This window comes from Bradyrhizobium sp. P5_C11_2 (assembly GCF_054049755.1).
This window is the reverse complement of sequence record NZ_JBFULT010000123.1, coordinates 1-14,689: the sequence shown is the minus strand read 5'-3', so window position 1 is coordinate 14,689 and position 14,689 is coordinate 1. Positions and strand designations below refer to the sequence as shown.

The window sequence follows — 14,689 nt, the reverse complement described above, 5'->3', positions numbered from 1 at the left end:
GCTGCGAGATGGCCACAAGCTGCTTGATATAGATCAAGCGCGTTCGATCGCTCGCGAACGCGCTCTAACTGCAGCTGGTAATGCGCGCAACTGCCTTCATGTACTTGAGATGAAGTGCGGCGTCACCTCCGTCTGACGGAAGAGTTGCGAGCGGTCAGGCGATCCGAATTCAAAGCGGCGATGATGGCATTGTGCCACTGTTTTGCCCGACGGATCAAGTTTATTTCGTAAAATCCGCAATTGCCGGGTGCTAAGCCATTGATATCGCTGTTCACCGGCTACTGTGCATGGGGTTGTTTGTCGATTTTTTTGTTGTGAGGCTCGCCGCGCCTGATCCAAGCCGGTCTTAGTGGCCGCCAAGATAGGCCGTGATCAGCCTGGGGTCGTGGATGAGATCCTTGGCGGGGCCTGACTGCACCACCTCGCCGGTCTCGAGCACATAGCCGTAATCGGCCGTCTCCAGCGCGGCGCGGGCGTTCTGCTCGACCAGCAGGATCGAGACGCCGAGATCGCGCAGCGACGCGATGGTGCGAAAGATCTCGCGCACGATCAGCGGCGCGAGGCCGAGGCTGGGTTCGTCCAGCATGAGCAGCTTCGGCTTGGCCATCAGCGCGCGTCCAAGCGCGAGCATCTGGCGCTCGCCGCCGGAGAGGGTGCCTGCGGCCTGGCGCTGCCGCTCCTTCAGGCGGGGAAAGCGATCATAGACCTCGTCGAGCGTCTTCTGCACGCCGGAGCGGTCGCGCAGGCTGTAGGAGCCGAGCAGCAGGTTGTCGGCCACCGACATGTCGGAGAACAGCTCGCGCTTTTCCGGGACCAGGCACAGCCTGCGCTCGACGCGGTCCTCGACGGAAATCTTCCCGATGTCGTTGCCCTGAAACACCATGCGGCCGCGCGACGCGAGCAGCCCGATGGCGGCCATCAGCAGCGTGGTCTTGCCGGCGCCGTTCGGGCCGATCACGGTCACGATCTGGCCTTCCTCGACCGACAGCGACACGTTGCGGACCGCCTCGACATTGTCGTAGCAGACGGTCACGTCGGTCATGGAGAACATCGAGGTCATGCGACGCCTCCCAGATAAGCCTCTTGAACCCGCTCGTCGCTGCGGATCGCAGCTGGCGCGCCCTCGCAGAGCTTGGATCCGAAATCGAGCACCACGATACGGTTGACCAGCGACATCACGAACTCCATGTCGTGCTCGACGATCAGGATGGTCAAATTGTCGGACCGCAGCGCCCGCAGCAGTTCCGCAAGCCGCAGCTTCTCCTGGCGGCGCAGGCCCGCCGCCGGCTCGTCGAGCACGAGCAGGGTCGGGTCCGCGGCCAGCGCACGCGCGATCTCCAGGATGCGTTGATTGCCGAGCGGCAAATTGCCGGCGAGCTCGAACGGCTTGTCGCCGAGCCCGACGCGCTCGAGCTGCATCAGCGCCTCGTGCCGCGTGCTGGCTTCCTCGTGCCGGTTGAGACGGAGGGCGCCGGCAAATAGCCCCGTGCTGGTGCGGGCGTAGGTGCCGAGCATGACGTTCTCAAGCAGGTTCATGCGCGGTCTGAGCTTGACGTGCTGGAAGGTCCGGGCGATCCCGGCCTTGGCGATGCGGGACTGCGCGTCACGCGTGATGGGGCGTCCCGCAAAGACGATCTCGCCCTTGTTGACCCGGAGCGCGCCGGTCAGGCAGTTGAACATCGTGCTCTTGCCGGCACCATTCGGGCCGATCACGGCAAGGATCTCGCCGGACCGCACCTCGAAGCTGACATTGTTGACGGCGACCAGGCCGCCGAACCGGCGCTCGGCGCCTTCGACCTTCAGAAGCAGCTCGCCCGGCGCCGGTTGCGCGCGGCGGGGCAGGGGCGGCGCCGGTTGCGGGCGCTCGCGCCGTATCTTCGGCAGATAGCGCGCAACAAACGGCACAATGCCCTGCCGCGCCCATTGCAGGAACAGGATGAACAGCGCGGAGAAGGCGACGATCTCGAGCTGCCCGGAGGCGCCCTTGGCGATCAGCGGCAGATAGTCCTGCACACTGTTCTTGAGCAGCGTGACGACCGCGGCGCCGACGACACCGCCGAGAAGGCTGCCGGCGCCGCCGACCATCGACATCATCAGATATTCGATGCCCATGCCGGCATCGAACGGGCCCGGGCTGATGAAGCGGCTCATATGCGCGTAGAGCCACCCTGAGAGCGAGGCCAGGAAGGCCGCGATCACGAAGGTCACGAGCTTGATCCGGAAAGCATTGATGCCGAGGCTTTCGACCAGCGTGTTGCCGCCGCGCAGCGCGCGCATGGCGCGGCCGAGCCGGGAGTCCAGCAGGTTGTAGCCGAGCAGGAGCACGGCGGCGACGATTCCCCAGATCAGGAAATAGATCTGGGAGCTGGAGATCAGCGCGAGCGAGCCGAAGCTGATCGGCGGAATCGACGAGATGCCGTTGAAGCGGCCGAGCCCCTCGACATTGCCGAACAGGAAGCCGATCGCGAGGCCCCAGGCGACGGTGGAAAGCGAGAGGAAATGGCCCTGAAGCCGCAAGGTGACGACGCCGAGGATGGCCGCGACGGCGCAGGTCAGCGCCACTCCGAGCACGAGGCCGAGCCAGGGCGAATGCCCGTTCAGGGCGGAGACCCAGGCGGTCGCATAGGCGGCGATGCCGACGAAGGCCGCCTGTCCGAACGACACGATGCCGCCGACGCCGGTGAGCAGCGCCAGCCCGATGGCGACGAGCGAATAGATGCCGATGTAGTTCATCAGCGTGATGCTGAACGGGCTGAGGACGAAGGGCGCGAGCGCGAGGCACACCACCGCGGCGATCGCGGCAAGCTGAACATGGAAGCGCGTCATTCCTCGATCTCCTCCTCGGAATGCAGCGAGGCGAGCGACCGCCAGATCAGGATCGGGATCAGAAGCGAGAACACGATGACGTCCTTCAGTGCACTGCTCTCGAAGGATGCGAAGCTTTCGAGGATGCCGACGCCCACGGCGCCGATCGCGGCGCCGGGATAGCTGGTCATGCCGCCGACGATGGCGCCGACGAAGGCCTTGAGGCCGATCAGGAAGCCGGAATCGTAGAATACGGTGTTGACCGGCGCGATCAGGATTCCCGACACGCCTGCCATCAGCGACCCGAGGAGATAAGCGATCGTGCCGGCGCGCGCCGGCCGGATCCCCATCAGCCGCGATCCGGTCCGGTTGACGGCGGTGGCGCGCAGCGATTTGCCGACCAGCGTGAAGTCGAAGAAGAGATAGAGCAGGCCGCTGAAGACGAGCGCGGCGATCACGATCAGCATGGTCTGGCCCGAGATCAGGACGCCGGCGAGTTCCGTCGAGAACGATGTCAGCGGCTCGGTTCGGACGCCTTCCGGACCGAAAAACAGCAGGCCGAGACCAACCAGCGCGAAATGCAGTGCGACCGAGACCGTCAGGAGCAGCAGCACCGATCCGTCGGCAATCGGGCGGAAGACGATCCGATCCAGCAGCGGGGAAATGGGCGTGATCAGCATCAGCGCGAGCACGAGCCTGACCGCGAGGGGCGGCTCGATGCGCATCGTCAGCCAGGCGGCGCCAACCACGGCCAGTGGAAGCACGAGATAGAAGAGAAGTGCACGCGGCAGCAGCCGCAGTTCGCCGGCGCGGATGAGCGAGAGGATCTCGATCAGGGTGGCGAGGCAGGCCAGCACCACGACCAGCGAGCCGGTCCCGGGAAACCGCTTCGCATCGAGGGCTGCGAGCGTCAGTGCCGTGAACGCGGCGATGTCGCCAAATGGAATGAAGATGACCCGCGTCACCGTGAAGATGAGGACGGTCCCGATCGCCACCAGCGCATAGACTGCGCCGGTGGCGATCCCGTCGATCGCAAGGATGGCTGCGATGTCGCTCGTCATTGAGACGCCGTTCCCCCGTTCTGACTGCCAGCCCGTCGCTTCCCGGCTACGGCGCGTACTTCCAGGCGCCGCCGGTCAGGCGCACGACGACGAGCGAGCGCTCGTCGACCCCGGTCACCGCGCCTGGCTTGAAGTTGTAGACGGCGTGCACGCCGGGCAGCTCCTTGGTGCTGAGGATGGCGTCCCTGAGCGCCGTGCGGAATTCGGCTGTGCCGGGCTTTGCGGTCTTCAGGGCGCGCTCGGCGGCGTTGGCGAAGATCAGCCAGGCGTCGAAGGAATAGGCCGAGAAACCGTCGGTGGTCGGAATGTTGTGGGTCTTCTGGTAGACGCTGCGAAAATCCAGCGCGAGCTTCTTGGCGAAGTGCTCGTCGGGAAGCTGTTCGGCGACGATCACGGGACCCGCGGAGACCTGAATTCCATCGGCCGATTTGCCGCCGACGTTGACGAAGTCCGGATTGACCAGCGCCACCGTGCCGTAGGTGTTTCCCTTGAACCCGCGCTCGGAGAGGGTGAGGAGAGGCAGCGCGCCCTGGGTGCCCGAGCCGCCGATCAGCACCGCGTCGGGACGCGCGGCCATCACTTTAAGGATCTGTGCGGTCACCGACGTGTCAGTGCGGGCGTAGCGCTCGTTGGTCTGCACCTTGATGTCGTCGATGGGCTCGGCAGCCTTGGCGCCGTTATAGACGAGGTCGCCCCAGGCATCGGAGAAGCCGATATAGCCGATGTTCTTCATACCGTCGCGCTTCATGCGGTCGGCGACGATCTTGACGAGGAGAGAGGCCGGCTGCGGCACCGAGACGGCCCACTGCTCCGGCGATTCCGGGAGCTTGCCGATCGGCGAGACCGCGATCATCGGCACCTTGAGCTCGCTCGCGACCGCCGCCATGGCAATGGTCGAGGGCGCCGTCGCGGTGCCGATCAGGAGGTCGACCTTCTCCTCTTCCACCAGCTTGCGCGCGTTGCGCGTCGCGGCCGACGGATCGGAGCCGTCGTCGAGCTGGATCAGGCGGATGGTCTCGCCGTTGATGGTCTTCTTGTATTCATAGGCCGCGTTGATGCCCCGCCCATAGGGAATGCCGATCGACGAGCCGTTGCCGCTGAGCGACGTCACGAAGCCGATGGTAATGTCGGCTCGCGCAGCCGGCGCCGCCAGAATGCTGGCGGTAAGGGCGAGTAAGCTCAGAGTCTTGCGCATGTGCGTTTTCCTCCTTGGGAGCAGGGCGTGGATGCTGGGACAAGGGCGTCCCGTTGCGAACGAACCGATCGAAAGCGAAGCTGCGGCGCCCGACCCGGGCGCGATGACGACGGATTGGCTGGGCCGGGCGTCAGCAGCCATGGCGACGCTGACCGCTCGAATGCCGGGCTGTTCGGCGGATGCCGGAGGCCGTCTCTTGCAGGGATGAAAGGTCGTTGGCGCGGTCGCGATGCGCGACCGGCGATGCTGCTGCCGGCTGTCCAAGCCCGACGAATGTCCACGCGATCGAGTCTCTCAAAATCGGCGTCCTGCAACATCATTGTCTTGGCCATCGGCTCGGGCCGGTGGAGGATTATTTAAAGCCTAAAGTATTTTCGGTGGAGCCGTCAACACGTGTCATGGGGCTGTCAGAAAAAATGTCGTTGCATACAATTCCGTCAGTCTTACGGATTTCCGGGACCCATTTGCTCCCAGGAATGGGGGCGCCCGCAATCGTCCGGTGACGCTCTTTGCTGCAGCCGCCGCGCCCATTTGACGGGTGAATTAGTTTATGGTTGAAATATATTGGTCGGCCGCCGACGACCGATCCTCCCATGCCCGTTCGAGGAGCAGGACGATGCGCATCTTCTGGCAGAGCTTCGTCGATGCGAGCGTGAACGCGCCCTACATGGCGCTCCTGTCCGAGTACCTCAACACTATCGCGGCGCCTGGCACGACGGTTCATGTCGAGGGCATTTCRCCGCCGGACCGCGAGTTCGGCCGGCTCGCCGAACTCCGCTGCGCGGTGCAGGCCATCGACAACGGCATCGCGGCCGAGGAGAGCGGGTACGACGCCTTCGTGATGGGGCACTTCCAGGATCCTGGTCTCTACGAGCTTCGCTCGACGCTCGATATTCCCGTGATCGGGACCGGCGAGGCAACCTTGCTTGCCGCATCGCAGCTTGGCCGGCGCCTCGGTCTCGTGACGCTCGACCCGGTTTTCGAGGTCTGGCACTACGAGCAGGCCGAGCGGTACGGCCTCGGCGATCGCGTCGTTCACGTGACGGGTCTCGGCTGCAAGCCCGAGGATTTCGCGAGTGCATTCGCAGGCGATCAGGCCGCGCAGGCCCGTATGATCAAGGATTTTGTCGCCTGCGCACTGCCGCTCGTTGAGCACGGCGCCGATGTCGTGATCCCTGCCGGTGTTCTGCCCGGCCTCCTGATTGGGCGGGAGCACGGTCTGAAGGTCGGGCATGCGCCCGTGATCAATTGCGCGGCCGTCGCGCTGAAGAATGCCGAGATGTGGGTTCAGCTCAGGCGGCTGAACGGCACCGAGCCCAGCCGTGGGCCGAGCTTCAAGCGCGCCAGCGAACTGGCGCGCAGCGATTTCCGCGCGCTGCTCGCCCGCAACAAGCGTTAGGGCGGGCCGCGTGACCAGTCTGGAGAGCGAGAGATGATGACGCCCGAGAAGATCCTCTATGAGACCGAAGTGACCGCGACGGGAGGCCGGGACGGCAAGGCGGCAAGCGCCGACGGCCTGCTGTCGGTGTCGCTGTCCTTGCCGAAATCGATGGGCGGCCCCGGCGGCGAGGGGACCAATCCGGAGCAGCTCTTTGCGGCGGGCTATGCTGCGTGCTTCCTTGGTGCGCTCAAGCTCGTGGCGCGGACCCGGAAGGTCGTGCCGTCCGCCGAACCCTCCGTGACCGCGAAGGTTGCCATGGGGCCGGTTCCCGTCGGATATGCGCTCGCTGTCGAACTGAAGGTCAGCCTGCCCGGGATCGAGACGTCGGTTGCGGAGGAGGTGGTTGCCGGTGCGCACGAGCGTTGTCCCTATTCGAACGCGACGCGTGGCAATATCGAAGTCRAGCTGACGGTGATCTGAGGTGGCCGACCAGTGAAGAATTCCCAGCGCACACCGTACGACGGCGTCGTGATGGCAGCTCCCGTCACGATTCCCTATGTGCGCTACTCCGTCGAGAGTGYGCAGTGGTGGATTGGCCGCGCACTCAGTGCGCTGGTCGCGCAGACCGGCATCAAGGCCGCCGACATCGACGGTCTCTGCGTCTCCAGCTTCACCATGGGGACCGACAGCGGCATCGGACTGACGCAGCATTTCGGGCTCTGTGTCCGGTGGCTCGACACGATCCCGCTCGGCGGCGCCAGCGCCGTCGCGGCCTTGCGCAAGGCGGCGCGCGCGGTTCAGGCCCATGACGCCGACATCGTCGCCTGCGTGGCCGGCGATACCAACCACGTCGATTCCTTTCGCCTGACGCTCGAAAATTTTTCGCGGTTCAACCAGGACGCCGTTTATCCCTACGGTGCGGGCGGAGCCAATTCGAGTTTCGCGCTGATTGCCCGCAACTATATGCGGACCTTCGGCGTCACGCGCGAGGATGTCGGCAGGATCGCGGTCGCCCAGCGCACCAACGCGCTGCGCAATCCGCACGCCCTGATGAAGACGCCGTTGACGCTCGAGCAGTATCTCGCGGCCCGGCCGATTTCCGACCCGATCCACCTGTTCGACTGCGTGATGCCCTGTGCCGGCGCGGAAGCTTTCCTGGTGATGCGCGACGAGACCGCGGCGTCGCTCGGCTTGCCGGCGGCGAGGCTGCTGTCCACGATCGAGCGGCACAATGCCTTTGCCGACGACCCCATGCAGGTGCGCGGCGGCTGGGCGATGGATATCGGCGAGCTCTATGCGATGGCCGGCGTGAAGCCTGACGATCTCGACATCGTGCAGACCTATGACGACTATCCCGTGATCACGATGATGCAGTTCGAGGATCTCGGCTTCTGCAAGAAGGGTGAGGGCGCGGAATTCGTGCGCCAGCACGATCTGACGATTGACGGCGACTTTCCGCACAACACGTCGGGCGGACAGCTCTCGGTCGGACAGGCCGGCGCCGCCGGTGCCTATCTCGGTCTTGTCGAGGGGCTGCGGCAGGTCCTGGGAACCGCGGGTCCGACCCAGGTGAAGAACGCGAGCCTCGGTTTGGCCTCGGGCTTCGGTATGATCAATTATGACCGCGGTCTCGCCTCGGGCGCCGCGATCTTTGCAGGGCCTTCGCGATGATCGAGCCGATCAAGCCGCCCCGGCGCAAGAACCCGCTGCTGCGGACGCGGCTTCCCGCGTCGCCGCCGAGGCCGCGGAGCCGAACGTCACACGGGTTTACACGGGCGGCCGCCGAGGGCCGCTTCGTGCTGCAGCGCTGCGAAGCCTGCGGCACCTTCGCTTATCCGGCGCGGGAGGCTTGTCCGTCCTGCCTGTCATCGGGGCTCGCATTCGTCGACGCGCCGCGGCGGGGCACGCTTCTCGCCGAGACGACGGCGCGGGTGCCGAGCGATGTCTATTTTCGCGAACGCGCACCGTGGCGCATCGGTCTCGTCAAGATGGATTGCGGCCCGACGATCGTGACGCATCTGCACGCCGATTGCGTCGAGGGCGGAGCGGTCAGCATGTCGTTTCAACTCGACAAGAGCGGTCAGGCGGTGGCCTTTGCCCGACCTGAGGAGGAGACTCCCAATATGGCAGACGACAGGCAGTGGCGGGAAATGACGGCCGATCCGAAGTTCAGGCGGGCGCTCGTCACCAACGGCCGTAGCGTGGTCGGCCAGGAAGCCGTCGCCGCGTTGAAGGCCGCCGGCGCGAAAATCGTCTTCGTCGGGGTATCCGAGCCGTGGAGGCCATTTGCCGGCGAAGAGCTGCTGCGCGGGCAGGAGGGCATCGAGGTCGTGACTCTCGACGCCGCCGATGAAAAATCGGCCGCCGATCTCGCCGCCGACATCGGCGGCAAGGTGGATATCCTGGTGAACAGCAGCGAATATGTGCGGCCGGGCGGCCTGCTCGACCGCAGGGGCACGAGCATCGCGCGGGACGAGATCGATCAGGCCTACCTCGGCTTCATCAATCTCGCGCAGGCCTTTGGGCCCGCCATGCGGATGCGCGGCGCCGACGGCATCAACAACAGCGTCGCATGGGTCAACGTCCTGTCGGTCTATGCGCTCGCAAACTGGCCCGCCTTCGGCGCTTACTCGGCCTCGCAGGCCGCGTGCCTGTCATTGTCGCACTGTCTTCGCGCCGAACTGCGCCCCGGCGGCGTCAAGGTGATGAACCTGTTCACCGGGCCCGTTGACACCGAGTGGTTCCAGACCGTGCCGCCGCCGAAAGTGGCGCCGCGCGCCATCGCCCAGGCGATCGTGTCGGGGCTGAGGGGCGGGCTCGAAGAGATGTATGTCGGAGATGTCGCCGAGGAAATCCGGCAGCGTCTCGCGGCCAATCCGAAAGCGCTCGAGCGTGAGCTCGACAGGTGAAACGTGGATTTCAACCAAGCCGGAGGACGTGACGATGCAAAGCAAGAATCTCCTGGAACTGGCGGGTGCGATTTCTTCCGGCGCGGTGCGCGTCGTCGATCTGACCTTTACGCTCAGTCCGGATTTTCCGGTCATCGTGCTGCCGCCGGAATTCGGCCAGGCGGCCCCGGTCCGCATCCAGGAAATCTCGCGATATGACAGTCGCGGCCCCGCCTGGTACTGGAACAATGTCACGTTCGGGGAACACACCGGCACGCATTTCGATGCGCCGATTCACTGGTTCACCGGCAAGAACCTGCCCAACAATGCCGTCGACACCATGCCGGCCAAGGACATGATCGCGCCGGCCTGCGTGATCGACTGTTCGACGCAGGCGGCGCAGGATCCCGACTTCCTGCTGACGGTCCCGCTGGTCGAAGCCTGGGAAGCGAAGCACGGCCGGATTCCCGAGCGGACCTGGGTCCTGTTGCGGACCGACTGGTCGAAGAAGGGCTGGCGCGACTATTCCAATCTCAGGGACGACGGCGCGCATACGCCGGGCCCGAACCCAGCCGTCATGAAATGGCTGGTCGAAGAGCGCGGCATCATTGGCTTCGGCACCGAGACCATCGGCACCGATGCGGGGCAGGCCGGGCATTTCGAGCCGCCTTATCCGGCGCATCACYTCCTGCACGGCGCCGGCCGCTACGGCCTGCAATGTCTTTGCAATCTGGATCAGCTTCCCGCCACCGGAGCCATCATCGTGGCTTCGCCACTGAAGATCCAGAACGGTTCCGGCAGTCCGCTTCGTGTCATCGCGCTGGTCTCGTCAACCTGAACGAACGCATGGCGCTTGCCCATCAGAACAAGAAATCCTCACGAAAGACAGGTGCCATGAACTTGATCAAGAGCCTGCTGGCCTCCACCGCGTTGCTCGTTGCCGTATCGAACAATGCGCAGGCGGAAATCCTGGTCGGATTCGTCACCGGCCTCAGCGGGCCGGTGTCGTCGATCGGAATTCCGAACGCGAAGGGGATCGCGGCGGGCCAGGCCTATCTCGGAGAGATCGGCGGCGAGAAGCTGCGGGTCATCCAGCTTGACGACGGCTCCGATCCGACGGCGTCGGCGCGCAACGCCCGCAAGCTCGTCGAGCAGGAGAAGGTCGATGTTCTCATCGGTACCTCCGGTGCGCCACAGACGCTGGCGATGGCGACCGCCGCGATCGAGATGAAGATTCCGATGATCGCGGTGTCCCCGATCGCGCCGGTGCCGGCCGGCGATGGCGGGCCCTGGGTGGTGCAGACGCCGCAGCMGACGCCGCTTCTCGTGCAGGGCATCGTCGATCACATGAAGGCRCGGGGCCTGAAGACTGTCGCGTTCATCGGCTTCTCCGACGCGTTCGGCGACCTCATGTACAACTCGCTCGAGCAAAGTGCGAAGACGGCCGACATCAAGGTCATTGCGAACGAACGATACGCACGATCCGATTCGTCGGTGACGGCCCAGGTGTTGCGCGCGCTCGCCGCACGCCCCGACGCCATCATGCTCGGCGGCACCGGAACGCCCGGCGCGCTGCCGGTCATCGCCTTGTCCGAGCGCGGATACAAGGGACCGCTGTACGGCAATCACGGGCTGATCAGCGCCGATTTCCTCCGTCTTGCCGGCAAGGCCGCCAATGGCATCATCTGCCCGACCGGGCCGGTGACCGCGGCCGAGCAGCTTCCGGCCAGCAATCCGATCCAGAAGGTCGCCCTGGATTTTCGGACAGCCTTCGAGAAGGCGAACGGCGAGACGCCGACGGATTCGTTCTCGTCCTATTCCTTCGACGGCTGGCTGGTCTTCGTCGATGCGGCCAAGCGCGCGATGGCGACCGGCGCCAAGCCTGGTTCGCCGGAATTCCGCACCGCGCTGCGCGAGGCGCTGTTCACGACCAAAGAAGTCGTCGGGACGCAAGGCGTCTATACCTACACATCGGCGGATCGGCACGGCGTCGATGGTCGTTCGCGCATCATGGTCCAGATCGAGGACGGAAAATACAAGCTGCTGCCCTGAGCGAGGCGGATGTGACGGAGCGCAACGTGCAGGCAAAGGCCGGTGTCGTAGTCGGGGAGGGCGGCGTGGCGCCGGCCTGGGCGCGGGCGGTCGAGCTGTTTCCGTCGCCGGACCGGATTCTCTCGACCATCCTCAGACGGCAGGCCATGCGCTACGGTGATCGCGTCCTGCTCGCGTCGGGCGAGACGCGCTGGACCTACGCGCAGACCGCGGCGATCGCGGCGGCGTCTGCACAAACGCTTGCCGACGCCGGGATCGGGCCCGGCGACCGGGTCGCGCTGATGTGCTCCAACCGACCGGAGTTTCTTCAGGTCTATCTCGGTTGCGCCTGGCTCGGCGCGATCGTGGTGCCGATCAACACGGCGCTGCGCGGATTCCAGCTGTCCCATATCTTCCGCAATTCGCGTCCAGCGCTCCTCGTCATCGAGGCCGCGCTTCTCGCCGCGATCGGGACGGTCGACGGGGACGTCGAGCTGCCGTCCCGGACGTGGACCATCGGGCCTGTCGCCGAAACGAGTGAGGTGAAGGTCTCGTCGGTGCCGTTGCCGGACCTTGCAGCCAAAGCCCCGGCCGGAGCCGTGCGCCCCGGCGACACCGTCGCGATCCTCTACACGTCCGGCACCACCGGACCGGCCAAGGGCGTGTGCTGTCCGCAGGCGCAATTGTTCTGGTGGGGCGTCTACTCGGCGCGGGCGCTGGGCATCCGCGATGGCGACGTGCTGTTCACCACGCTGCCGCTGTTCCACACCAACGCGCTGAATGCGTTCTATCAGGCCGTCCTGAACGGCTGCACCTATGTGCTGGAGCCGAAATTTTCGGCGTCGGGCTTCTGGGCGACGGCGCGTCGACACAATGCGACCGTGGGCTATCTGCTTGGCGCCATGGCATCGATGCTTTTGGCGCAGCCGGGGAGCGCGGATGATTCAGCGCATCAGCTTCGCGTCGCGCTCGGCGGCGGTGTGCCGCCGCAGATCCACCGGCCGTTCCTCGAGCGGTTTGGCGTGCCGCTGGTCGATGGCTACGGGTCGACCGAGACCAATTTCGTGTTCGCCGGACCGATCCCGTCGGATCGTCCGGGGACGATGGGATATCTGGCTGACGGCGTCGAGGCGAGGATCGTCGATGCGGATGATGCAGCGCTTCCTGACGGGCAGGCGGGTGAGCTGGTGCTGCGAGCCCTCGAGCCCTTTGCGTTCGCGACCGGTTATTTCGGCATGCCGGAGAAGACGGTCGAGGCGTGGCGGAACCTGTGGTTCCACTCGGGTGACCGCGTCGTCCGGGATGCGGACGGGCATTATCGCTTCATCGACCGCATGAAGGATTCGATCCGCAGGCGCGGCGAGAACGTGTCCTCATGGGAGGTCGAGCAGACCATCCAGTCTCATTCGGCGGTCGCCGCCTGCGCGGTCTATCCGCTGCCGTCGGAATTGGGAGAGGATGAGGTCGCGGCCGCAATCCTGCTGGAGCCCGGCCAATCGCTGCAGCCCGTCGACATCATCCGCCATTGCGAAGGGCAGATCGCCTATTTCGCCATTCCCCGCTATGTGCGGATCGTGAGCCAGATGCCGCTGACGGAGAATGGCAAGATCAAGAAGGGCGTGCTGCGTGACGCCGGCGTGACGACGGATACGTGGGACCGCGAAGCGGCCGGCGTCCGGGTGCGACGCTAGCCGCCGGGGCGGCTCACGGCTTTTGCAGCGCGTCCCTGACGGCGCCCTTGAGGTCGTCGAGCTCGCCGGTCAACCCGTCGAGCCTGTCGGCCGGGAAATCCGCCAGCAATTCGGCGAGCCACGTGCCATGGCTCTTCGCCATGCGCCTGAAGGCTTTTCGGCCTTCGACGGTCATGCAGACGATCTGCACGCGCCGATCGAGGCTCGAAGGGGTCCGGGTGATGTAGCCGTCCTCGACCAGGCGGTCCACGATCGGCGTGAGGTTCCCGGCGGAGACCATCAAGCGCTTCGGCAGCTCTCCCAGCACCAATCCGCTCGGCTCGCGGTCGAGCTGGGCCAGAACGTCGAAGCGAGGCATCGTGAAATCGAATTCTTCGCGAAACCGGCGCCGCAACTCGCCCTCGATCAGCGTCGTGCAGGCCAGCAGCCGGAGCCAAAGCCGCGTCTGAGCCCTGTACTCGGCCTCCTGATCGGCCCCATTCTTGGTCGAAACAGGCGCCGACTCCTTCGCGAGTGCCAAATCAAATCTCCTGGGGCCTCTGGGCCTGTTGAAAGCTGACGGCTTTCGTGAATGTCCTGCAAGATAGTTCGTGCCAAAAGTAAATTCAAGGCTTGGCCGGAGCCATATCGAATCGGCCGTGCGGTGCGCCGGATTTGCAGTCTAACATCAGACGAGGACCGCCGAGATCCGGCGCCTCCGCGGCCAGGCGAGAAGCGCCTTKACAATTCGCGCCCGAACGAAATATTTTAGGCTTAAAATAATTTGATGGCCAGCTCGGCTCATGGCGCGGTGCGCGAAAGCGAGGGATCATGCGCATAGTCTGTATCGGCGGCGGCCCGGCCGGGCTCTATCTGGGGCTCCTGATGAAGCGCCGGCACCCGGAGCATGTCGTCTCCGTCGTCGAGCGCAACAAGCCCTACGATACGTTCGGCTGGGGCGTGGTGTTCTCGGACGCCATGATGCAGGCCATGCGGATTGCAGATCCCGAGAGCGCCGCGGAGATCGAGGACGCCTTCAACCACTGGGACGACATCGAGCTCGTCTTCAAGGGGACGCGCCAGCGCACGACCGGTCATGGCTTCATCGGCATCGGGCGCAAGCATCTGCTCAACATCCTGCAACGGCGCTGCGAGGCCCTCGACGTCGAGCTCGTCTTCGAACGTGACGTCGAGTCCGATCTCGAATTTCCCGAGGCCGACCTGATCGTCGCCTGCGACGGCGTCAATTCCCGGATCCGCGCCCGCTACGCCGAGCAATTCCAGCCCGACATGGTGATCCGGCCGAACCGCTACATCTGGCTCGGCACCAAGAAGCCGTTCGATGCCTTCACGTTCGACTTCCAGAAGACCGAGCACGGCTGGTTCCAGGCGCACATCTACAAGTTCGACGCCGAGACCTCGACCTTCATCGTCGAGACCACGGAGGAAGCCTACAACGCCCATGGTCTCGGCGAGCTCGACCAGCAAGAGTCGATCGAGTTCTGCGAGAAGATCTTTGCCGAGACGCTGGATGGAGCAAAACTCCTGACCAACGCCCGCCATCTGCGCGGCTCGGCCTGGCTCAATTTCAGCCGTCTGATCTGCGGCAAATGGAGCGTTTTCAATGGCCGCTCCCATGTCGTGCTGATGGGCGATGC

Annotated in this window: 13 protein-coding genes; 8 read left to right on the top strand and 5 right to left on the bottom strand. The window is 65.1% G+C overall.

Translation table 11 applies throughout. From position 1 onward, the window contains the following. Window positions 1-346 precede the first annotated feature (346 nt). The 4 genes from ACXJL8_RS14600 to ACXJL8_RS14585 are packed head-to-tail and all read right to left on the bottom strand — an operon-like array spanning window position 347 to window position 5,061. Window positions 347-1,060: an ABC transporter ATP-binding protein gene (locus ACXJL8_RS14600; protein ID WP_456624285.1), complete on the bottom strand. Its 714-nt coding sequence runs from the start codon at window positions 1,058-1,060 to the stop codon at window positions 347-349. Beyond that, a complete protein-coding gene (locus ACXJL8_RS14595; RefSeq protein ID WP_456624284.1) occupies window positions 1,057-2,826 on the bottom strand; it encodes a branched-chain amino acid ABC transporter ATP-binding protein/permease in 1,770 nt (589 codons plus the stop codon). Before ACXJL8_RS14595 ends, ACXJL8_RS14600 begins: the two co-directional genes overlap by 4 nt. Then, window positions 2,823-3,866, bottom strand: coding sequence for a branched-chain amino acid ABC transporter permease (locus tag ACXJL8_RS14590; RefSeq protein WP_456624283.1), 1,044 nt, complete (start codon window positions 3,864-3,866; stop codon window positions 2,823-2,825). The genes ACXJL8_RS14595 and ACXJL8_RS14590 overlap by 4 nt, the downstream gene beginning before the upstream one ends. A 46-nt stretch (window positions 3,867-3,912) precedes the next feature. Further along, complete coding sequence (locus ACXJL8_RS14585; protein WP_456624282.1) at window positions 3,913-5,061, bottom strand: ABC transporter substrate-binding protein; 1,149 nt, start codon at window positions 5,059-5,061, stop codon at window positions 3,913-3,915. A 616-nt stretch (window positions 5,062-5,677) separates the two neighbouring features. Here ACXJL8_RS14585 and ACXJL8_RS14580 point away from each other — a divergent pair. Genes ACXJL8_RS14580 through ACXJL8_RS14550 form a run of 7 tightly spaced genes read left to right on the top strand, consistent with a single transcriptional unit; the run spans window position 5,678 to window position 13,052 of the window. Further along, window positions 5,678-6,460, top strand: a complete 783-nt coding sequence (locus ACXJL8_RS14580) for an aspartate/glutamate racemase family protein (RefSeq protein ID WP_456624281.1) — start codon at window positions 5,678-5,680, stop codon at window positions 6,458-6,460. 33 nt (window positions 6,461-6,493) lie between these two features. Continuing rightward, window positions 6,494-6,922, top strand: a complete 429-nt coding sequence (locus ACXJL8_RS14575) for an organic hydroperoxide resistance protein (RefSeq protein WP_456685152.1) — start codon at window positions 6,494-6,496, stop codon at window positions 6,920-6,922. Window positions 6,923-6,934: 12 nt separating this feature from the next. Beyond that, window positions 6,935-8,113: a thiolase family protein gene (locus ACXJL8_RS14570; protein ID WP_456685151.1), complete on the top strand. Its 1,179-nt coding sequence runs from the start codon at window positions 6,935-6,937 to the stop codon at window positions 8,111-8,113. Further along, window positions 8,110-9,351 (top strand): SDR family NAD(P)-dependent oxidoreductase, encoded by a 1,242-nt coding sequence (locus ACXJL8_RS14565; RefSeq protein ID WP_456624278.1) that lies wholly within the window; start codon window positions 8,110-8,112, stop codon window positions 9,349-9,351. The genes ACXJL8_RS14570 and ACXJL8_RS14565 overlap by 4 nt, the downstream gene beginning before the upstream one ends. A 34-nt stretch (window positions 9,352-9,385) precedes the next feature. After that, complete coding sequence (locus tag ACXJL8_RS14560; protein WP_456685150.1) at window positions 9,386-10,168, top strand: cyclase family protein; 783 nt, start codon at window positions 9,386-9,388, stop codon at window positions 10,166-10,168. Between the two features lie 56 nt (window positions 10,169-10,224). Next, window positions 10,225-11,382, top strand: a complete 1,158-nt coding sequence (locus ACXJL8_RS14555; RefSeq protein ID WP_456685149.1) for an ABC transporter substrate-binding protein — start codon at window positions 10,225-10,227, stop codon at window positions 11,380-11,382. Between the two features lie 11 nt (window positions 11,383-11,393). Next, window positions 11,394-13,052 (top strand): ATP-dependent acyl-CoA ligase, encoded by a 1,659-nt coding sequence (locus tag ACXJL8_RS14550; RefSeq protein WP_456685148.1) that lies wholly within the window; start codon window positions 11,394-11,396, stop codon window positions 13,050-13,052. Between the two features lie 13 nt (window positions 13,053-13,065). Here the strand turns inward: ACXJL8_RS14550 and ACXJL8_RS14545 are convergent, their stop codons facing one another. Beyond that, window positions 13,066-13,572, bottom strand: coding sequence for a MarR family winged helix-turn-helix transcriptional regulator (locus ACXJL8_RS14545; RefSeq protein WP_456623806.1), 507 nt, complete (start codon window positions 13,570-13,572; stop codon window positions 13,066-13,068). A 290-nt stretch (window positions 13,573-13,862) separates the two neighbouring features. Between ACXJL8_RS14545 and ACXJL8_RS14540 the strand changes: the two genes are divergently transcribed. Next, window positions 13,863-14,689, top strand: an 827-nt coding sequence (locus tag ACXJL8_RS14540; protein ID WP_456685147.1) for an FAD-dependent monooxygenase, incomplete at its 3' end; no start/stop codon positions are given.